The organism is Arthrobacter sp. TmtSoilC51 (assembly GCF_055388015.1).
The window spans coordinates 4,968,804-4,988,164 of the sequence record NZ_AP035877.1 but is presented as its reverse complement, the minus strand read 5'-3'; the positions used below and the strand labels follow the sequence as shown (position 1 = coordinate 4,988,164).

Sequence of the window (19,361 nt, the reverse complement as noted above, 5' to 3'; positions counted from 1 at the left end):
AAGGCGTTGTGGTGCTAGAAAGCGGTGTAGCCGCCGTCGACGGGCAGTACAGCGCCGGTGATATAGGACGATTCCGGGGACGCCATGAAAAGTATGGCGTCGGCGATTTCTTCGGGAGTGGCCAGGCGCCGGAGCGGAATCTGGCCCGCGCGTTCTGCCCGGTAGGCCTGGGGATCGGGCCTGCGCTGGAACGAGGCCTCGATGACCGGAGTGACGGTCAGCCCCGGCGCGACCACGTTGACGCGGATATTGCGTTCGGCCCATTCGATCGCGGCGCCCTTGGCGAGCATGATGAGGCCGCCCTTGGCTGCGGAGTAAAGGACTTCATCAGGCTTGCCAACCATGCCCAGCCGTGAACTGACCAGGACGAACGAGCCTCCCGTGGCAGGCATCAATGGTGCAAAATGCTTCATCATCAGGAAGGCGCTGAGGAGGTTGCTGTGAAGCACGTTCTTGGCGTCCTCATACGCCATCTCCGTCAGCGGGCCGCTTACCTGCAGGCCATGGTTAAGGACGACGACGTCCACGGTGCCGAACGCTTCGGCGGCCTGGCGGGCGAGGCCTTCGACGAAAGCCTCGTCATTGAGATCTCCGGGGACGTACACGTCATCAGGTTCGACGCTGTCGAGTTGGTCCCTGCGGCCGGTGAGCAGCAGTCGAGCGCCTTCGCGCCGGAAGTGGGAGCTCACTGCTTCCCCGATTCCGCTGGTGGCACCGGTTATGACGGCCGTGGTCTTATCAAGTCTCATGGGGGTCAGTCCTTGTACGGTATGTTTCTTGGGTTTCGGGCTGGGGGGCCGGACATGCCGTCCCCCACGAATGAGCTGAGGAATCCGCGGGCATCCACCCGCCACCGTTCCAGCGATGTGCCCGTGCTGTCAGTGACGATGTACTCCTCGAAATTGACCACAACCGGGCAAACGTGGTTCGGCACGATCGGGAGCACCGTGCCAACGCCCGGGTGGAAATCGCCGGCCGGCAGGGGGAGGAACCCGTGGTACTCGTTGAGCTTGGAGAGAACGGCCGACGTGCCGGGGACGGCGCCATAGCCGATCTGCGGGCTGCCTTCCCGGCTTAGAGCTTTGGTGCCTACATCGAGAATGACCTGATCCGGAACCCAGTCGCTGACCACGGTGCCAGCGACGAACAGGGCAATCTGATCTTCCGTGCAGGCCCCGAGTCGGGTGTTGTTCAAGTCATTGAACACGTATTCGCCTGGCCTGATCTCGGTGATCACTTTGCTCGTGGAGTACTCAATGGTGGGTGTTGAACCCGCGCTGACGACGTCTGCGCTGATCCCCACCCCGCTGAAGCTCCGCACCGCTGTGGTGAGCGCGGCTTCCTGGTCCATCGCAGCGCGCTGGCGGGCGTCCGGGCTGGAGCTTCCATGCCCTGGATAGGTGAAGACGCCCACCGGCACCAGTCCGCGCCTGCGGGCGGCGGCGGCGAGGTCCCCGGCAAACTCGGGTGGTGCACCGGAACGACGTGCTCCGCAGTCCACCTCAATCACAACCTGGAGCCGTTCGGCTTCGGACCCCATCGCATCAGCAAGGGCATCGATCGCCGCGAAATTGTCGACGCCGACCCGCAGCCGGGTGGTTACGGCAAGTTTGCGGATACGCAGGCCCTTCGTTCCCGAAGGCCAGATTGGGTAGGCGATGAAGATATCGTCGAAGCCCGCTGCGGCGAAGACTTCGGCCTCACCAACATTGCCTGCGGTGATTCCCACGGCTCCGGCCTTGACCTGGCGACGACCGATTTCGACGCATTTATGCGTTTTTACATGCGGCCTGACGTCGAGGTCCTGCTGGGCGGCAAAGCCTTGCATGCGATCGATGTTGTCCTGCATAACGTCGACCAGCACGATCGGTGCCGGGGTGTCGACGCGCCCGACCAGGGCGTTGAGTGCTCCTTGGATACGGTTCACGCTGTTTCTCCTCATGAATTTACCGCCAACATATCCGCGCCTAAACGGCTGTGCAGATCATCTGGATCTCGACAGGAGTGTTGGCCGGCAGCCCGGCGACGCCGATTGCGGTCCGGGCGTGCCGTCCGTTCTCCCCCAACACCTCGATGAGCAATTCGCTGGCCGCGTTGGCAACCCGCGATTGCAGGCCGAAGTCCGGTGTGCTGGCCACGAACACCAGCATCTGCACGATCCGGACCCGGTCCAGGTCTCCAACCGCCTGCACAGCCGCCGCGAGGCAATTGAGCGCGGCATGGCGGGCGAGCTCCCGCGCTGTCTCCAGCCCCACGTCCCGGCCCACGATGCCTTGGCCCAGCAGCACACCGTCCTTGGAAGGCAGTTGGCCGGCGATGTAGATACTGGAACCCACGGCGCGGTGGTCCACGTAATAAGGGCTGTCAGCGAGGGTTGGAAGCTCCAGGCCAAGGGCCCGAAGCCGATCCAAAGCCGAGCCCGCCGTAGTGACGCTCATCTGTCATCAGGTCTTTCTTACGAAGCAGCAGGACGTGGCAGGCCGAAGAGGACGGGGAGCTCGGCGATGTCGGTGATCCGCTCGTAGCCGAGCCAGTGCTCGTCATGCTCGAAGCCACGGTCCACGTACACCTTGTTCTTGATGCCCATGGTGGCAGCGGACCGGTGGTCGTACATCGGGCTCGCAGAGACGTGCACAATTTCGTCGGGCGTGACGCCAAGCTTGTCGAACATGTACTCAAACGCTCCGAGCCGGGGCTTGTACATGCCCATCTGCTCGGCGCTGATGACGGTTGCGAACGGAGCTTGGAGGTTTTCCGAAAGTCGCTCAGCATGCACGGTGTCGCTGTTGGTAATGATGACCAGGGGGACTGCCTCGGCCAGGCGGTTCAGGGCCTCGGTCACACCTGGGTATGGGCCCCACGTGGGGACAATTTCGTAAACCGCCTTTGCGTCAGCCTCGCGGTACTCAAGGCCGAGCCTGCGTGAGGCGCGTTCCATGGAGTTGGCGATGATTTGGTGGTAGGGCTTGTAATCGCCCATGCACTCATCGATCCGGTATGCCTTGGTGGCCTGCAGGTATTCATCGGCAAGCTCTGCCGGCAGGCGTTCGCCCAGGACCGCGCGGGTCGCGTCGGCGATAGCGAACTTGATCAGTGTTCCGTTCATGTCGAACGTTACGAACTTCGGCTTGATGTCGAATGCCATTTTTCCTCCAGTTTGGATTGTCATCTTCGTCGATTGTCGACGAGAGCTGCTCGAGAAGTTCCCGTCGATTGTCGACAATACGCGGGTTGGTTGTAGATTGTCAACGATCTTTTTCAAGACCGCCAGGTTCAATCCATGGTTGCTACTGGGCTTCGAGCATGGATTTCCGCAGCTGGGAGTGGACCAAAGCCAGCCCCGCATGCGCCGCTCCTTGAGCCACCGAGAGTCCGACGACTTGCGGCACCACCGTGGTCCCAGGGACTACGGGAAGGCTTTGCGCCAGCCGCCTGCGTGCCTCAGGAAGGACTTCGTCCACGAGCGGACTCAGGCGCCCCACGAAATATACCGACTCGGGGTCAAGCGTCACGGCAACAGCGCCGACGGCGGCGACGACCGCCGTCGTAAATGCCTCCACCACTTCCGCGCGGGATGCCGCATCCTTCGGTTGTGACCAGAGCGCTTGGATGTCGTCCAGGTCCAGTCCCCGCCCACTGGCGAATTGGAGGAGTCCCTCTGTGCTTAACAGTCCCTCCAGTGTCTCGTTGCCGACACCGGAGAACAGAACCTCACCCAGGTGGCCGAAAGCCGAAGTCCGGCCCTTGGCGATTTCATGATCAGTGCAACTGGCGAAGCTCAGCTCCGTACTCAGCATGAAGAGAACGGCATTTCCAATGCTCGCGTCATCCTTCAGGATCCCCCGAAGGGATGCACTGGCATCGCTCTCCAGCACCACGGGAGCATTCAATCGATCTTCAAAGGTCTTCTGAAGAATTACCGTACCCGTGCGGACACGGCCAGGAAGGGCGGCGACGATTTGGCGCAGTGGCCCCTCGGCGGAATCGCTGGCTTCCACAACCAGGTCCAGCAACCACTCGGCAGTGGCTTCCACATCGCCGCCTTCCAGGCTGGGAACAATCACGTGCCTGACCTCGCGGCCCCGCAGGTCCGTCACCAGGACGCACGTGGTCCGTGCTCCGAAAGAGATGCCCACAACATGCCCCGCCGTGCCCGGCACATCCAGATACGTGGAGGGCCGGCCACGGCGCGCGACGGCATTGATTCCCTGTTCGACGACGAAGCCGTCAAAACGAAGCTCATCCACCTTCCGGGACACCGTGGCCTGGCTCAATCGCGTCAATTCGATCAGCCTGGTCCGCGTCAAAGGTGCCTCTGAAAGGACAGCATCAAGAACCGAAGCTTTGGTGTAGTCCCTTGCGGTGGGGTTGGTACGCATAGCACAACCTTAATGAGATCTCAGGGCGAAGCCGGGACGTTACAGCGCAAGTGCTAGCGGATCTTGGCTTCAGTAATAGCTGATTCTCCCAGGCCCCAGTAGTCCAGGGACTTCTTGTATTCCGGGGATTCCAGAACGGACTGGATTGCTTTCTGGAGTGCCGGGGTCAGGGCTGATCCCTTTTTCAGGCCCATGGCGACATTCGTGTCCGTGCGGGTATCCATCCGCGGCTGCAAGGTGGTGAAGTGGTCGGGCTGCTGATCGTTGGCCCACGCCAGGGCACTGGCATCGTAAAAGACAGCGTCGATCCGCTTGGAGTCCAGTTGTGTCAGGGCTTCCTGGACGTTGGGCAGGGTGATGGCGTTGATGGCGGGCTTGCCCTGGGAAGTGCAGGTCCACTCCGAGACGTTGGGCAGATGCTTCAGTTGCTGTGTTGAGCCCTTGGTCACGCCCACGTTCTTGCCGCAGAGGGTGTCATTGGTCAGATTGAGTGGGTTGCCCTTCGCTACGGCTACGGCCGAGCCTCCCTTGAGGTAGTTGATCATGTCCAGCACCTTCAGCCGCTCGGCGGTAGCGGACATGGTCGTGGCGGTGAAGTCGTAGCGGCCGCCGTCGATGCCGGGAATGATCGTGTCGAACGCTGTGTTCTCGAACTTCAGCTTCAGGCCCAGCTTCTTTGCCACCAAGCGGGCAAGGTCCGGGTTTACGCCAATGGGGGTTTTGTTGTCCTCGGCGAGGAACGTCATCGGCGGGGAGCTCAGGTCCATCGCGACCGTCAGCTCGCCCTTGTCCTTGATGGCCTTCGGCAGCAACGCCACCGCGGCGGCGTCGGGTTGGACACCCTCTGAGATGTCACGGGTGTTCTGTGTCTTCGGAATCTCGGTCGCTTCAGTCCCTGCTGCGGCGCCACCACATGCAGTCAGGGCCAACAGGACGGCGAGCCCCGCGGCGGCTGTTTGGATCATATGTGTCGTCTTCATGGTGCAACCCTTCAAGTGATTTCGGTTGGTGTAATACACAGAGTGCTTTCACAGTGGAAGGCACAATCCCCAAGCATTTGGTGTCGGCACTAGGCCGGCCTGTTTGTTGTTGCGCCTTAGCGCAGTGCCTTGAAGGCACGGCCAATTCCTTCCAGCAGGCGATCGGCGTCGTCATTGGAAAAGGGCATTGGCGGACGGAGTTTCAGGACGTTGCCCTGGGCGCCGCAAGCCGAGATCAGGATCCGGTCCCGCCGGAGGGCATTGACGATGCTGGCGGCGGCCTCCCCATTGGGTGCGAGAGTGGATCGATCGGTCACGAGGTCGACGCCGATAAAGAAGCCGCTTCCGCGTACTTCTGCCACCTGGTCCAGATTCTGGGTGAGGTCCTTCAGGCCTGTGAGGATCTTTCCGCCAACCTTCAAAGCGTTCTCTATGAGTGATTCCTCCCGGATGACGTCAAGGACGGCCTGGGCTGCCGCTATGGCTACTGAATTTCCGCCGAAGGTGTTGAAGTAGCGGATGTTCTTCCCGAACTCCTGCAGCAATTCGGGCTTGAAGATTGCTGCCGCGACGGGAATGCCGTTACCCATGGGTTTTCCGATGGTCACGATGTCGGGGACGATTCCGTGGCGCTGGAAGCCCCACCATTCCTCACCCGTACGGCCGAATCCTGGCTGTACCTCGTCGGCGATGTACAGGCCGCCTGCGGCATGGATCTCTTCGATGATGGGGCGAAGGAAGCCTGCGGGAGCAGCGAAGACACCGTCGGAGGAGAAGATGCTGTCGGCTATGAAAGCCGCCACTCCGATACCGTGCCGGTGCAGGTCAGAGATGGCTGCACGCACCTGGTCCCGCAGGTGATCCTCAAACGAGCCTTGATCTGATGAATAGCGCAGGGCGTCCGGGGCGTCGATAACCCTGACATTCGCGCCCAGGGGCACGCCCTTGCCCAAGGACGGCGAGAAGAAAGAGACCTCGGCAGTCAACCCGTGATACGCGCCGGCCGTGACGATGATGCCCTGCTGTCCGGTCACATATTTTGCGACGCGCATAGCGAGGTCATTGGCTTCTGAACCAGTGCAAGTGAACATGACATGGCCAAGCTCGGCGGGGAACGTTGAAAGAAGCTGCTCTGAGTAGTCCAGGATGGACTCCTGGACGTAGCGGGTGTTGGTGTTCAGCGTCTGCATCTGCTGGTGGACAGCCTCAATCACGCGCGGGTGGCCGTGACCAACAGAGGGAACGTTGTTGTAAACGTCGAGGTATTCATTGCCGTCCCGGTCAAACAATGTGACGCCCTTGCCACGAACGATTTCCAGGGGCTCGTCGTAGAAGAGCCTGTAGCTGGGCCCCAGGCTCTTGTCCCGGCGTCGAATGCTCTTCTGCATCTGGTCCGGGAGCTCATCCAGGCGGCTGGGATCGAAGCCGTTAACCATGGCCTTGGACGGCTTGCGGATTGGGGAAGTACCCATGTTTTCTCCTCGAAGCTAAGGGGTCGGGTTCATGCTGTGAAAGAAAGTTCTGGTGCCGGGGCTGCGGCAGTGGACGCGAGCCGGTCCCAGTCGGGCTTTGAGTGGGAGAGGAGATAATCTCGCCTTAGCGGTAACTGGCTTGCCCGCCACTGCGTTATCAAGGCCCGCAGGAGCAGGCGCGCCTGGGCTGAGACGATCAGAGCCTCCAACTCCTGCCCGACCACGGGGCGGATGCTTCGATAGCCGTTCATGACGTGCAGTGCGTGCTCCCAGGGGCTGGCCGGGTCTGTTCCCAGAAGGTTGGCCATGGTGACACTGATGTCGAAGATCACGGGGGTTCGTACGACGTCCCCGAAATCGATAATCCCGGTTACATAATCGGGCCTGCTGGGGTTGACGAGGACATTGAACGGACTGAAATCCCCATGGACAACCTGGGAGGTCAGCGTGCCGAGGAGCGGAACCACTTTGTGGTCGAACTGATCGAAAATATCTTCTGCGAGGGACCGTTTTTCCTTCTCATCCACATAGTCAAGAAGCGGGCGCATCCGGTGAAAATGCTTGAGGTCCCAGAGGAGCAAACGATCGGCGCGAGGATGATCGAAGTCCTTCAAAGCAATCCCCAGGCGGGCCAGGCTTGAGCCCACCAATCGAAGCTGGCCAGCCGACGCGTCGTGATTGGCCAGCAAATCGCCTGGCAGGAAGCGCATCACCCGCAGTACCCGATCAAAGGCTCCTGCAGGCTCCGGAATGAGGACTTGCGGCTCTCCGTCAAGGCTCCTGACAAGACGCTGGACTGGAAGTTCAGGGGCAGTCCGTTCCAAATGCTCCATGCAAGCCGTTTGAAGGTGGACGATCACTGGATCCTCATCCGAGGGTGAAATCTTCACCAGATACGTTTCGTCCCCGTCCCGGAGCCGGAAAGTCTCGTCCTTCTCGGTGGGAATCCGGACCAGCGTTCCCGCCAGGCCGTAGAACCGTTCGAGCAGCCCCCGGACGGCGGGGTCAGCGAGCTGCGGAGGCTCCGCCAGGAGTCCACTCTCTGATGCCACTGCTTGGATAAAGGCAGAATCGCTCATTTCACCCTTTCATCGACGCAGAGCCAGCAGCCGGTTTAGAGACCGAGGTGCTTGTTGATCTCGTCCAGCGACTTAACGCTGTTGTAGTCGTAGCCGCCGGTGATGGGGTCGTAGCCGCGGTCCAGAACCCAGAGGTTGCGGAAGCCCATGTCGTGCATCGGGTGCATGTCGTACCGGGTGTGCGAGGCGATGTGCAGGAAGTCTTCCGGCTTGGCGTTCAGGGTATCGAGCATGTACTCGAAGGCTTGGTAGCGGGGCTTGTAGGCCTGGGCCTGTTCTGCGGTCAGCACGGCGTGGAATTCAGCGCCGAGCTTGGGAATGCTGATCTCCAGGAAGCTGTCGTCGGCGTTGGACAGAGCCACAAGGTTGTAGTTGTCGCCCATGAGCTTCAGCGGGGCCGGCACGTCGTCGTGGGCGTCAAAGCCGCGGACTTCGTCAGCGAACTCTGCCCCTGCACCCGGGGTTGGCCCAATGCCGAAAAACTTGCATACCCGGTCAAAGGAATTCTGAAGGATCTGCTCGTAGGGCTTGTAGTCGCCCAGGACTTCGTCGAAGCGGTAGCCGCGGAACACCTTCTTGAACGCAGGCCACTGCTCTTCAGGCAAACGGCCCGCGAGCAGGCGGCGGGTAGTGGAGTCAGTATCCCAGTTGATCAAGGTGCCGTAGATGTCAAAGGAGATGTACTTCGGGCGGGAGTCAGTAGTAGCCATGATGGGTCCCTTCAGTGGAGATGTTAGGAGAGGGGCCTCGCTCGTCATAGGCGATGTGCCTTCCGATACGAGCGGGCGGAGGTTTTTGATTCACTATGAATCTAAATCGCCCACTGTAAATTGTCAACAATTTTCTTCGAGATTTGATTGAGGCTCCCATCGGCGAACCGCCTGCCACCGAACGTCACACAATCCGCCACATCCAAATCCAAAACCCAGCCAGCGCCGTCCGTCCGAACATTCTGCAGCTGAATGGCTTCTTCCGGCGATTTAGGTGTTCCCTGATCCAGATCCACCTTCTTTAGATAGCCGATCTTTCCGTCGTCCCCGACGGATCTGATGAGATCTGGTTCGTCGGCCGGTGTCCGCGCCTCCATTGCGGACCCGTAGGTCTCACCACGCGCGTTCTTGGGGAAGTCCACCTTGTCTCCTTGTTCAAATTGGATAGTAGGTGCCCAGCGTTTGCCGTCGTGATGGCAAATCCGACACCGCCGGTTGCAACACACCTTCACGAATATGTAGTGCGCGGAGTGCCAAAACGTCACGCGGGTCTCGTCTGTGGTCGGCTGCAAACCAGCACGCTTATCCACAAGCTCCAAGGAACCCGTTGCCACCCATGCGCCCTGATGGTTCGATGGGGTTCATGGCTACCGCAGAAAGTTATGTCCTAGCGATCGGGACCAAGAAAGGTTTGTGGCTTGCAACCAGCCCGGACCGCAAAGAATGGTCCATCTCTGGCCCGCACTTCCTGATGAGCGAGATCCCCAGCATCGGGATAGACACCCGGGACGGCAAAACCAGAATCATGGTGGGGGTGCGTTCGGAGCACTGGGGACCCACGGTCGCCCATTCCGATGACCTCGGTGCAACGTGGACCGAGCCCGAGCAGGGCGCCATCAAGTTCCCGGACGGCACGGACGCCGCGCTGGAACGCATCTGGCAGATCTACCCCGACACCGAGTCCCGCCCTGGCGTGGTTTGGGCCGGGTGCGAACCGATTTCAGTGTGGAAATCCACCGACGGCGGCGAGCACTTCGAGCTGAACCGGGGACTGTGGGACCACCCCCACCGCAGCGAGTGGGGTGCTGGCTACGGGGGAGCGGCCGCGCACTCCATCGTGGTGGATCCGTCCGGCGAGAAGGTCCACGTCGCCATGAGCACGGGCGGCGTTTACAGATCGCTCGACGCCGGTGCCTCCTGGGAGCCCCGCAACAAGGGAATCTCGGCCTACTTCATGCCCGATCCCAACCCCGAGTTCGGCCAGTGCGTCCACAAGATCGCCGCGGATGCCGCCGTCGAGGGCCGTTTGTACGCACAGAACCACCACGGCGTGTACCGCACGGACGATGACGGCGAGAACTGGAACTCCATCGCGGACGGGCTGCCCGCGGACTTTGGTTTCGTGATGCTGACCCATCCCCGGCGCGAGGGGACAGCCTGGGTCATCCCGCTGAAGGCCGACGGCGAACGCATCCCGCCGGACGGCAAGCTGAGTGTGCACCGCACGGAGGATGCCGGTGGAACGTGGAGAGAGCTTCACACTGGTTTGCCGGACCACGAATACAATGCTGTGCTTCGCGATGCTGCATCCGTGGACACCGCCGAACCGACTGGCGTGTACTTCGGAACCCGCGGCGGATCGGTGTACGCCAGCGCCGACGAGGGCGAGACCTTTACTGAAGTGGCCTCGCACTTGCCGGACGTGCTGTGCGTGCGTGCCGCCGTCGTGCTTGGCGTCCCGGCAGTCAGTGAAGCGGCAGCCAGCGCCCCGGTGCCTGGGTAGGCTCGTTGTGGCTGACTTTACGGTGGTGTTGCCGGGTGTCCTGCAGCCGCTCGTCGGCGGACAGTCCTATCTGACTGCGTCCGCCGACGGCGCTGTAACCGTTGGACAGTTGCTGGACTCGGTCACCGGAGAATATCCGGTGCTGGCCAGGCGTTTGCGTGATGAAACCGGTGCCCTCCGCCGTTTCGTGAATATTTACGTGAACGGTGATGAGGTCCGGCGTCTGAAGGGTCTTGATACGGAGGTTGCGGCCGGTCAGGAGGTCTTGATTATCCAGTCCGTGGCCGGCGGCTGAGCGGGTGTTTGGGGTCAAGCCGGGGTTCAGGCGACGCGCCAAACGCTGCATTCATCGGTATTGATGGCTTTCCTCATCCCGGAGACGTGGTCCATGATCCAGACGACGCCGATTCCCGGCGCTGTTTCCTGGACCCGTCCGCGGCGGATGACCACGTCATCGTAGGCGGGGCCAACGGACATACGGGCCTCGATCTCGTCTCCGCGGTGGAGCTGGCTGATCGCGCGTATTCGTGTTGTGTGAGTGGTGACTTCCTTCAGCATGGTGTCCTCCTGAACTGGAGCTGGTGCCTGCACTTGCCGGCTATTCCAGTGTGGCGGGGCATTGTTGCCGGAGTATTTCGGCGTGGTTAGGGTCCGGTTAGCATTCCGGGATGCTTGCGTTTCGGCTAGCACCCGACGCCGGTACGCACCAGTTGCGGCAGGACTCGCCTTCGCTTTGTGGCTGCTTCCGCGGACCAGCGCGGGGGCGACGGTAACCTGAACTCGGTTCTTGAGACTCACAGGAACCACAGACTCCGTCCCCGGGAGAATCAATGGGTTTGTTGCGGCGTTCAATCGCGGTGTCCACGGGCCTGGTGGTATTTGCCACCGGCCTGTTTTTCGTCCAGGCGCCGGCATCGGCGGTGCCTGAACCAAAACCCGATAATCCGAACGTACGGTTCATCGAGGGAACGCCGCACTCGGAACATGTGTTCGAGACGCCGCCCGGACAGGCTCCCGCCCGCGGCGAGATCACCGGCGTCGAATCCCTCCCCGGCGACGGCGCAGCAGCAACCGGTCCGAACGGCGATATCCGCGTCCGTTTGGTCACGGCAAAGCTGGCGGACAACATGAACACCGTCTCCATGACTGGCGCCGAACAGACAGTGGCGGCCACTAGCAGCTATTGGAAAGCGATGACGGACAACAAGTTGTCCATGACGGTCGCCAGCAAGGTCTCCGGGTTCCAATCCAAAGCGAAATCCACGGACAGCTACAGCACCATCATTTCCACCATTACCGCTGAGCTGAACTGGACGGCCAGCCCGTACACGGCGCTGGTGATCTTCATTCCCACGTCGACTCTCTCGGGAAACGCACTGGGCGCGGGTTACAGCAGCGGCAGCTACAGCGGGCGTGTGCTCATGCCGCAGCTCAGTAACTTCTCCAACAATGTGATGAGCCACGAATTCGGACACGTCATTGGCCTCATGCACGCGGACGCGCTGCAGTGCGGTAGCGGAGCTTCCGACGTCGGCGTGGACAGCACCGGGCGGTTCACGGACACGTCTTGCTATATCCGTGAATACGGCGACACCACGGACCTCATGGGCGCTGCGCAGTATGCCCAGCCGGTGGTGAGCTCCAGCTTCTGGGACTACGCAGGGCTGGGCCGCGGAGACGAAATCCGCGATGTCGGCGTGGCCACGGGCGTCAAGAGCTACACCCTCAAGCCATGGGGCGGCACGGAGGCACAACGCGCCATCAAGTTCACGGACCCAATCAGCAAAGAGGTCTACTATCTGGAACTCAGGCAGCCGGTAGGGTACGACAGCTACCTTGGGGAAGATGGCAGGCCCCCCGGCAATAGGGGAGTCAAGATCGTCCAGCGCGGCGGCGCCACCATCGCCTCATCGCTGATCCTCATGCCATCCACCATCCCCTTCACTGAGCCTTGGTACGCCAAGAATCACGCGTGGCAGGCCGGCAGCACCTTCACCACCTACACGGGCACCCAGGTGACGATCAACTCCGTCTCCACTACCTCGGCCACCGTAACTATCAATGCAGATCCCAAACTCAAGGCACGCATGCGTTTCTCCGCGGGCGACTTCGACGGCGACAAACTGGCCGACGTCATTTCCCGCGAAGCCGATGGTTCCCTGCTTCTCTTCAGCGGCCTCCCGGGAAACCGGCTGGATGATCCGGTGCAGATCGGCTCTGGCTGGGGCATTTTCAACGCCGTCCTGGGAACGTCGGACTTCAACGGTGACGGCTTTGCGGACATCCTTGCACGGACCAGCGATGGCGCACTGTGGCTCTATCCCGGCAATGGGAAAGGCGGCTTCCTTTCCCGGAGCCAGGTCGGTTTTGGTTGGCAGGGCTTCACCCAGTTGGTCGCGGCGGGGGACTTCAACGCCGATGGCCGGAGCGACCTCATTGCCGCCGGCGCGGATGGCCGCTTGTGGCTGTATCCAGGCAATGGGGCGGGTGGTTTCCTCGCCCAAACGCAGATCGGCCAAGGTTGGGATTCTTTCAACAGCCTGGCAGCGTCAGGTTCGTTCGGCGGCGGGGCTCCGGGTCTGCTGGCGCGGGCCGGCGATGGCACGCTCTATGTCTACCCGGGCGATGGCAAGGGAGGCTTCCTGCCGCGTGCCGCCGTCGGAACTGGTTGGAACGGTGTAGGTGACATCGTTGGCGGCCGGGACTTCACGGGCGACAAACGCGTGGACGTCCTGACGGCAGCAGCGGGCGGGGGCATGACCCTCTATCCGGGTGACGGCAGTGGCTTCGCGGATCGGCTTGCGATCGGGACTGGCTGGAACCAGTTCCGTCAGGTGTGGGAAGCAGGCGATTTCGACGGCGATGCTGCCGCCGACATCCTGGCGCGCGGAACTGACGGAGCGTTGTGGCTTTATCCGGGCAACGGATCGGGCAGCTTCCTTCCACGTGTTCAGGTTGGGTGGGGCTGGGGCCAGTTCACGTCGGTGATGAGTGCCGGCGATTTCGACGGCGATTCGCATCCCGACCTTGTGGCCCGGGCTTCCGATGGGACGCTGTGGCTCTACCCGACAGATGGAACGGGACAGTTCCTGACACGCAAGCAGATTGGCACCGGATGGCAAGGCTTCGAACAGCTGCTGGCCCCGGGCGATTTCACGGGTGACGGAAAACCGGACATTGTGGCCGGGTCCGGCGATGGCGTGCTGTGGGTCTACCCTGGCAATGGCTCCGGGGGCTTCCTTGCCCGCAAGCAGATCGGCACCGGTTGGGATATGTTCAACCTGGTCCTGCAGGCCGGTGATTTCAATGGCGACGGCAGGGAAGACCTCCTTGGCCGAGCTGGCGATGGCGGGCTCTGGCTCTACCCGGGCAACGGCTCTGGCGGCTTCCTTGCGCGCTCCTACCTTGGGTCGGGATGGAACATGTTCTCCAGCATCGCTTCCCTCGGCAATAGGTTCACGGGTACAGGCGGCCCCTCTGTGGTGGGAGTCGCCGGGGACGGAACGCTGCTGCTGTACTCCGGGACGGGTGCGGGGAAGTTCATGCCAGTGGTGCTGAACCCGCGGTAGGTACTTCAGCGGAAAGCCCGGAATGTCAGAGGACATTCCGGGCTTTCCATTGCCTGGGCTGGCAGCTGCGGCGACTTACTTGTGCAGTCCGAGCTTCGCGGTGGGAACCTTGGCGGATTCGCGGGCCGTAAGGGCTGATACCGCTGCGATCGCACAGATGACTGCCGTGAAGATGGAGATCTGGACCCAGCCGCCAGGCTTGGTGCCACCGAGGGCGGTGACGATGGTCGGAGCAAAGCCTGCCATGAGGAAGCCGAGCTGCGTACCGATGGCCAGGCCGGAGAAGCGGACCTTGGTGCTGAACATTTCACCGTAGAAGGACGGCCACACGGCGTTGGCCGCAGCGTACCCGAAGGAGAAGAACACTACGGAGACCAGGAACATCAGCGGTACATTGCCGGATTCGAGGGTCAGCAGGAACACCGGAGTCATGATGGCGCTGGCCACAGCACCGTAGATGAAGACGGGCTTCCGGCCGATCTTGTCGGCGAGCATGCCGAAGAGCGGCTGGGTACCGAGGGCAACGATGTTGGCAACCACAACGAGCCACAAGGTGATGGTGCCGCTGACGTGGGCAACGTCCTGGGCGTACTTGATGGCCAAGGTTCCGAATACCGTGCTCACTGCGGCGATGAATGCACAGCACACCACGCGGAGGACGTCGCGCCAGTGAAGCTTCAAGAGGTCGGCAATGGGCAGTTTGGCGATTTGGTTGTTCTTCTTGGCCTCTGCAAATGCCGGCGGCTCATGCAGGGTACGGCGGATGAAGTAGGCCACGACCACCACTACTGCGCTGAGCCAGAACGGGATGCGCCAGCCGATGCCGTACTTGATCTCGTCAGGGAGCGCGAGAACTGGAATGAAGACAAGCGCCGCCAGGATCTGGCCGCCCTGGGTGCCGGTCAGCGTCCACGACGTGAAGAACGAGCGGCGGTTGTCCGGAGCGTGCTCCAGCGTCATCGACGAGGCGCCGGCCTGCTCGCCGGCGGCCGAAAGACCTTGGGCGAGACGGGCAAGCACCAGCAGGACCGGAGCCCACCAGCCAATGGTCTTGAAGTCCGGGAGGCAGCCGATCACGAAGGTCGCGGCCCCCATCAGGACTAGTGTGAACATGAGTACCTTTTGCCGGCCGATCCTGTCGCCGAAGTGCCCGAGGATGACGGCGCCTACTGGGCGGGCAACGTAGGCGAAGCCGAAGGTTGCGAAGGACATGATGGCTGCATTGGTGTCCGCGTCCGGGAAGAACACGTGGGGGAAGATCAAGGCGGCGGCGGAGCCGAAGATGAAGAAGTCGTAGTACTCCACTGCGCTTCCGAGGAAGCTGGCGAGGGCTGCTTTCTTGGGAGTTCCTGCGGGGGTGACTGTGCCTGGCGTCGCTGACGGCATTGTGTGGCTCATGGGTGTTCCTTCTGTGACGACGATGTCGCGGATCTAGCTTCTACGGGAAGACCAGAGCGAGGTGCGGCCTGACCATCCCCAAAGTAACCACATGGTGAGAGCTACTTGTGCAATACAGCAATAATGACTGTGAGTGGGGTCACTTGTCAAGAGAACTCGCCACCATCTAGAAATAGCTCTCACGATATGAGAGCATTTCACTGTGAGTGTGAAAGAGGACACAAAAACAGACATGGTCGGAAAGGCCTTGAGCCTTCTGGTGCTGCTCGGCAATGAACCGAAGGGTGCCAGTGCTGCCGACCTGGCCCGGAGCGCCGGCCTGCCATTCAGTACGACGTATCGGCTCCTGGGCTCGCTGACGCGGGACGGCTTTGTCGACTACGAGCCGGATGGCCGCAGGTACCACCTGGGCCTGCGCGTGTTCCAGCTGGGGCAGCGCGTTTCCAACCACCACGGCTTTGCTGCCACTGCCTTGCCGGTCCTCCAGCGGGTTACGGAGCGGACCCATGAGGCCACTATCCTCTCAGTGCGGGACGGCAATCATCATTTGACGGTGAACAAGGTGGACGGCCCCAAGACCTTCCGCGTTACCAGCGATCCCGGCCACCTGGGAGCCCTGCACACGACATCTGTGGGCAAGGCCATTGTGGCTTTCGAAGAAGAGGTCGAGCGGAAACGGCTCCTCGAAGAACTGCCGTTGGACCCGCTCACGGAACACTCCATCACCGATCGCGACAAGTTCCGCGAGGAGATTGAGCAGGTTCGCCGTCAGGGTTACGCCGTGATGGACGAAGAAAACGAGATCGGCATGCGTGCGGTAGCCGTGCCGGTGCTCAACTCGCAGGGTCACGCCTTCGCCTCGATCGCAACGGCAGTGCCGGTGTTCCGACTCACCATGGAGGAACTCATCGCGCACGTGCCAACACTTCAGGAAGCCGCGGCTGAACTCGCGGCCCGACTGCCCCAGCGCTGACCCAACTGGGGGACAGCACCTGTCGGTATGAGCCCTCATTGGGACGTTATCTGTCCCCTAGTTGGGTTAGCTCCCCGCAAATGTTCGCGATAAGAACAAGCGTGCGGAATATGAACACTTGTAGTAATCTGAATATCACCCGGCCGGCGACGCCCCAGAAAGCGCCAAAGGCCGCGGTGCTGAAGTCAAAGGAGCTTTAGGATGAGCAACCGAGCCGAGTCCGTTCTGGTGGGCCTGATTGGCGAAGGCGTCATGCCGTCGCTGACTCCGCCCATGCACGAACGCGAAGCCGATGTGCAGGGCCTTCGCTTGCTGTACCGCCCCATCGACCTGCTGGAACTCGCGTTGCCGGCCACCGCCGTCGGGGATCTCCTGGTCGCAGCCCAACGCATGGGCTTCAACGGACTGAACATCACGCACCCGTGCAAGCAGCTGGTCCTTGAGCACCTTGACGAAATTTCCGACGACGCCCGTCGCCTGGGTGCCGTCAACACAGTCCTCATTCAGGACGGCCGGTTCATCGGCCACAACACCGATTTCTCCGGCTTCGGCGCGGCACTCACCAACGGGCTGCCGGAGGCAAAGCTGGACCGCGTGGTCCAGTTGGGCGCGGGCGGCGCCGGTTCAGCCGTCGCATACGCCCTGCTCACCGCCGGCGTCAGCACGCTTGACCTGGTGGACATGGACCCGGCCCGGGCCGCAGAGCGCGCCGCCGAACTTGGCGAACTCTTCCCGGCCGCCACGGTCACGCCGCGGAGCACGGGCGAACTCCCGCAGATCATGCCCCTCGCCGATGGCTTGGTTCACTGCACCCCTATCGGCATGGCCGCCCACCCCGGGCTGCCGCTGGACATCGACCTCCTGGAACCGCGGCACTGGGTTGCGGACATCGTCTACCGCCCCATCGAGACGCAGTTGATCCGCGAAGCGCGCGCCAAGGGCTGCAAGGTTCTCGACGGCGGACGCATGGCGGTCGGTCAGGCCGCCGACGCCTTCCGGCTCTTCACAGGCCACGACGCCGATCGCGACCGCATGCGGGCCCACTTCCTGGAGCTGATCGCCGTCGAGGATGCGCTCGCCGCTACCGAATTGCCGGCTCTGGCAAAGGCGGCCCACTGATGCGCACCGGAATCGCCACGGTCTGCCTGTCCGGCACGCTGAAAGAGAAGATGCAGGCCTGCGCCATCGCGGGCTTCGACGGCATTGAGATCTTCGAGCAGGACCTCGTCACCTCGCCCTTGAGCCCCGAGGACGTGCGGAAAATGGCCGCTGATCTGGGTTTGGGCCTGGATCTCTACCAGCCGTTCCGGGATTTCGACGGCGTCACTCCGGACCTGCTGAAGGCCAACCTGAGGCGGGCTGAGGCCAAGTTCAAGCTCATGTCCCGCCTGGGCATGGACACCATCCTTGTCTGCTCGAACGTCGCCACTGCAACGATCGACGACGACGAACTCCGCGCCTCCCAGCTGGCGGAACTCGCCGAGCTGGCCGGGGACCATGGAGTCAAGGTCGCCTACGAAGCCTTGGCCTGGGGAAAGTACGTCAACGACTACGAGCACGCGCATCGCCTGGTCGAGATGGTGGACCACCCCAACCTCGGAACCTGCCTGGACTCGTTCCACATCCTTTCCCGCGACTGGGACACGGCGCCGATCGAGGACATCAACGCTGAGAAGATCTTCTTCGTCCAGGTTGCCGACGCCCCCAAGCTATCCATGGACGTGCTGTCCTGGAGCCGGCACTACCGTGTGTTCCCGGGTGAGGGCCAGTTCGAGCTCGCCAAGTTCATGGGCCACGTGGTCCGGGCTGGCTACACGGGCCCGGTTTCGCTCGAAGTCTTCAACGACGTCTTCCGCCAGTCAGACGTTGAGCGCACGGCCATCGATGCCATGCGTTCCCTGATCTGGCTGGAGGAGCAGAGCGCTAAGTGGCTGGCGAGCACCTCCGCGGAAGCTGGAACCGAAGCAGCAGCCGCCTCCCGCCGTCGTTATCCCATGGAACTGGCCACGCTGCCCAAGGTGAACGAGCCCGCCGGCTTCAACTTTGCCGAGGTTAAGGCCGACGACACCGCCCAGCTCGAGAAGCTCCTGGGCCAGCTTGGCTTCGAATTCGAGGGCCGGCACCGCACCAAGGATGTCCAGCTGTGGACCATGGGCCATGCCCGCGTAATCATCAACGAGCAAGCGGCGTCGCACTCGGAACCGGCTATCGCCGCTTTGGGGTTCGACGTCGACTCTCCAGTGATTGCCTCCGCTCGCGCCCAGCAGCTCAAGGCCCCGGTGGTTGCCCGCAAGGTCCAGGCCGATGAGGAAGTCTTCCAAGGCATCTCCGCGCCGGACTCCACCGAAATCTTCCTCTGCCAGGGCAGCCCGGATGGCACAGCCGCCTGGACGCACGAGTTTGGTGAGGGGCTCGAGCACGTTTCCAGCGCGCAGAACGCTGTGATTGACCACGTGAACCTCGCCCAGCCATGGCAGCACTTCGACGAAGCCGTCCTCTTCTACACCAGCGCCCTGGCCCTGGAACCGCAGCCCTTCGCCGAGGTCCCAAGCCCCAGCGGCCTGGTGCGCTCGCAGGTCATGGAGACCAGCAACGGCGCGGTCAGGCTGGTCCTTAATCTCGCCCCCGCCCAGCAGGCGCAGACTGCACGCAAGACCTACCAGGAACACATCGCTTTCGCCGTGGACGACCTCGTGGCAACGGCCCGGTCCGCACGCGATCGCGGCCTCGAATTCCTGGAGATCCCGGCCAACTACTACGAGGACCTGGACGCCCGATTCGACCTCGAACCCGGCTTCCTGGCAACCCTCAAGGAGCTCAACCTCCTATACGACCGTGACGCCAAGGGCGAATTCCTCCACTTCTACACCGCCACGGTTGGCAGCGTGTTCTTCGAAATGGTGGAACGCCGCGGCAACTACGACGGCTACGGAGCACCGAATGCACCGGTTCGCCACGCCGTCCAATACGACTCGCTCCACCGCAACTGAACCCGTAAGAACCCATCCAATGAAAGGA

18 protein-coding genes are annotated in these 19,361 nt (G+C 62.1%); 6 read left to right on the top strand and 12 right to left on the bottom strand.

Annotated features, from left to right (window positions below; genetic code table 11):
- Positions 1 to 14: 14 nt before the first annotated feature.
- From ACZ5G6_RS22840 to ACZ5G6_RS22795, 10 genes are all read right to left on the bottom strand, one after another.
- Complete coding sequence (locus tag ACZ5G6_RS22840) at positions 15 to 749, bottom strand: SDR family NAD(P)-dependent oxidoreductase (protein ID WP_498688385.1); 735 nt, start codon at positions 747 to 749, stop codon at positions 15 to 17.
- Positions 750 to 754: 5 nt separating this feature from the next.
- Positions 755 to 1,927, bottom strand: a complete 1,173-nt coding sequence (locus ACZ5G6_RS22835) for an alanine racemase (RefSeq protein WP_498688383.1) — start codon at positions 1,925 to 1,927, stop codon at positions 755 to 757.
- A 40-nt stretch (positions 1,928 to 1,967) separates the two neighbouring features.
- Entirely contained in the window at positions 1,968 to 2,438 is a 471-nt protein-coding gene (locus tag ACZ5G6_RS22830; RefSeq protein ID WP_498688381.1) for a RidA family protein, read from the bottom strand.
- Positions 2,439 to 2,455: 17 nt separating this feature from the next.
- Complete coding sequence (locus ACZ5G6_RS22825) at positions 2,456 to 3,145, bottom strand: haloacid dehalogenase type II (RefSeq protein ID WP_498688379.1); 690 nt, start codon at positions 3,143 to 3,145, stop codon at positions 2,456 to 2,458.
- A gap of 142 nt (positions 3,146 to 3,287) precedes the next feature.
- A complete protein-coding gene (locus tag ACZ5G6_RS22820) occupies positions 3,288 to 4,379 on the bottom strand; it encodes an ROK family protein (RefSeq protein WP_498688377.1) in 1,092 nt (363 codons plus the stop codon).
- 53 nt (positions 4,380 to 4,432) lie between these two features.
- Complete coding sequence (locus ACZ5G6_RS22815; protein WP_498688376.1) at positions 4,433 to 5,359, bottom strand: ABC transporter substrate-binding protein; 927 nt, start codon at positions 5,357 to 5,359, stop codon at positions 4,433 to 4,435.
- Positions 5,360 to 5,475: 116 nt separating this feature from the next.
- Positions 5,476 to 6,831 carry an aspartate aminotransferase family protein gene (locus tag ACZ5G6_RS22810; protein WP_498688374.1) on the bottom strand — a complete coding sequence of 452 codons (1,356 nt, stop codon included), beginning with the start codon at positions 6,829 to 6,831 and terminating at the stop codon, positions 5,476 to 5,478.
- Positions 6,832 to 6,860: 29 nt separating this feature from the next.
- A complete protein-coding gene (locus tag ACZ5G6_RS22805; RefSeq protein WP_498688373.1) occupies positions 6,861 to 7,910 on the bottom strand; it encodes a phosphotransferase in 1,050 nt (349 codons plus the stop codon).
- A gap of 35 nt (positions 7,911 to 7,945) precedes the next feature.
- Positions 7,946 to 8,620 carry a haloacid dehalogenase type II gene (locus ACZ5G6_RS22800; RefSeq protein ID WP_498688372.1) on the bottom strand — a complete coding sequence of 225 codons (675 nt, stop codon included), beginning with the start codon at positions 8,618 to 8,620 and terminating at the stop codon, positions 7,946 to 7,948.
- Positions 8,621 to 8,721: 101 nt separating this feature from the next.
- Positions 8,722 to 9,042, bottom strand: coding sequence for a hypothetical protein (locus ACZ5G6_RS22795; RefSeq protein ID WP_498688370.1), 321 nt, complete (start codon positions 9,040 to 9,042; stop codon positions 8,722 to 8,724).
- Positions 9,043 to 9,254: 212 nt separating this feature from the next.
- On the opposite strand from ACZ5G6_RS22795, the gene ACZ5G6_RS22790 reads away from it, so the two are divergent.
- Together ACZ5G6_RS22790 and ACZ5G6_RS22785 are read left to right on the top strand one after the other, a co-directional pair.
- The gene (locus ACZ5G6_RS22790) at positions 9,255 to 10,403 is read left to right on the top strand and encodes a WD40/YVTN/BNR-like repeat-containing protein (RefSeq protein WP_498691996.1); all 1,149 of its coding nucleotides are present in this window, start codon (positions 9,255 to 9,257) and stop codon (positions 10,401 to 10,403) included.
- A gap of 7 nt (positions 10,404 to 10,410) precedes the next feature.
- A complete protein-coding gene (locus tag ACZ5G6_RS22785; protein ID WP_216924633.1) occupies positions 10,411 to 10,698 on the top strand; it encodes a MoaD/ThiS family protein in 288 nt (95 codons plus the stop codon).
- A 26-nt stretch (positions 10,699 to 10,724) separates the two neighbouring features.
- On the opposite strand, the gene ACZ5G6_RS22780 is transcribed toward ACZ5G6_RS22785, so the two are convergent.
- Positions 10,725 to 10,961, bottom strand: coding sequence for a hypothetical protein (locus ACZ5G6_RS22780; RefSeq protein WP_216924635.1), 237 nt, complete (start codon positions 10,959 to 10,961; stop codon positions 10,725 to 10,727).
- Between the two features lie 272 nt (positions 10,962 to 11,233).
- Between ACZ5G6_RS22780 and ACZ5G6_RS22775 the strand changes: the two genes are divergently transcribed.
- Complete coding sequence (locus ACZ5G6_RS22775; RefSeq protein ID WP_498688369.1) at positions 11,234 to 13,972, top strand: FG-GAP repeat domain-containing protein; 2,739 nt, start codon at positions 11,234 to 11,236, stop codon at positions 13,970 to 13,972.
- A gap of 75 nt (positions 13,973 to 14,047) precedes the next feature.
- Here ACZ5G6_RS22775 and ACZ5G6_RS22770 read toward each other — a convergent pair whose 3' ends face one another.
- The gene (locus tag ACZ5G6_RS22770) at positions 14,048 to 15,370 is read right to left on the bottom strand and encodes an MFS transporter (protein ID WP_223935061.1); all 1,323 of its coding nucleotides are present in this window, start codon (positions 15,368 to 15,370) and stop codon (positions 14,048 to 14,050) included.
- A 202-nt stretch (positions 15,371 to 15,572) separates the two neighbouring features.
- Between ACZ5G6_RS22770 and ACZ5G6_RS22765 the strand changes: the two genes are divergently transcribed.
- From ACZ5G6_RS22765 to ACZ5G6_RS22755, 3 genes are all read left to right on the top strand, one after another.
- Entirely contained in the window at positions 15,573 to 16,343 is a 771-nt protein-coding gene (locus ACZ5G6_RS22765) for an IclR family transcriptional regulator (RefSeq protein ID WP_498688367.1), read from the top strand.
- 201 nt (positions 16,344 to 16,544) lie between these two features.
- The gene (locus ACZ5G6_RS22760; protein ID WP_498688366.1) at positions 16,545 to 17,462 is read left to right on the top strand and encodes a shikimate dehydrogenase; all 918 of its coding nucleotides are present in this window, start codon (positions 16,545 to 16,547) and stop codon (positions 17,460 to 17,462) included.
- Positions 17,462 to 19,333 carry a bifunctional sugar phosphate isomerase/epimerase/4-hydroxyphenylpyruvate dioxygenase family protein gene (locus ACZ5G6_RS22755; protein ID WP_498688365.1) on the top strand — a complete coding sequence of 624 codons (1,872 nt, stop codon included), beginning with the start codon at positions 17,462 to 17,464 and terminating at the stop codon, positions 19,331 to 19,333. The genes ACZ5G6_RS22760 and ACZ5G6_RS22755 overlap by 1 nt, the downstream gene beginning before the upstream one ends.
- The last annotated feature ends 28 nt before the right edge of the window (positions 19,334 to 19,361 follow it).

Excerpts from the sequence above, each read along its gene's own strand:
- ACZ5G6_RS22840 (WP_498688385.1), bottom strand. The coding sequence starts at position 749 with ATGAGACTTGATAAGACCACGGCCGTCATAACCGGTGCCACCAGCGGA.
- ACZ5G6_RS22830 (WP_498688381.1), bottom strand. The coding sequence starts at position 2,438 with ATGAGCGTCACTACGGCGGGCTCGGCTTTGGATCGGCTTCGGGCCCTT.
- ACZ5G6_RS22825 (WP_498688379.1), bottom strand. The coding sequence starts at position 3,145 with ATGGCATTCGACATCAAGCCGAAGTTCGTAACGTTCGACATGAACGGA.
- ACZ5G6_RS22820 (WP_498688377.1), bottom strand. The coding sequence starts at position 4,379 with ATGCGTACCAACCCCACCGCAAGGGACTACACCAAAGCTTCGGTTCTT.
- ACZ5G6_RS22815 (WP_498688376.1), bottom strand. The coding sequence starts at position 5,359 with ATGAAGACGACACATATGATCCAAACAGCCGCCGCGGGGCTCGCCGTC.
- ACZ5G6_RS22810 (WP_498688374.1), bottom strand. The coding sequence starts at position 6,831 with ATGGGTACTTCCCCAATCCGCAAGCCGTCCAAGGCCATGGTTAACGGC.
- ACZ5G6_RS22805 (WP_498688373.1), bottom strand. The coding sequence starts at position 7,910 with ATGAGCGATTCTGCCTTTATCCAAGCAGTGGCATCAGAGAGTGGACTC.
- ACZ5G6_RS22800 (WP_498688372.1), bottom strand. The coding sequence starts at position 8,620 with ATGGCTACTACTGACTCCCGCCCGAAGTACATCTCCTTTGACATCTAC.
- ACZ5G6_RS22790 (WP_498691996.1), top strand. The coding sequence starts at position 9,255 with ATGGGGTTCATGGCTACCGCAGAAAGTTATGTCCTAGCGATCGGGACC.
- ACZ5G6_RS22780 (WP_216924635.1), bottom strand. The coding sequence starts at position 10,961 with ATGCTGAAGGAAGTCACCACTCACACAACACGAATACGCGCGATCAGC.
- ACZ5G6_RS22775 (WP_498688369.1), top strand. The coding sequence starts at position 11,234 with ATGGGTTTGTTGCGGCGTTCAATCGCGGTGTCCACGGGCCTGGTGGTA.
- ACZ5G6_RS22770 (WP_223935061.1), bottom strand. The coding sequence starts at position 15,370 with ATGAGCCACACAATGCCGTCAGCGACGCCAGGCACAGTCACCCCCGCA.
- ACZ5G6_RS22760 (WP_498688366.1), top strand. The coding sequence starts at position 16,545 with ATGAGCAACCGAGCCGAGTCCGTTCTGGTGGGCCTGATTGGCGAAGGC.
- ACZ5G6_RS22755 (WP_498688365.1), top strand. The coding sequence starts at position 17,462 with ATGCGCACCGGAATCGCCACGGTCTGCCTGTCCGGCACGCTGAAAGAG.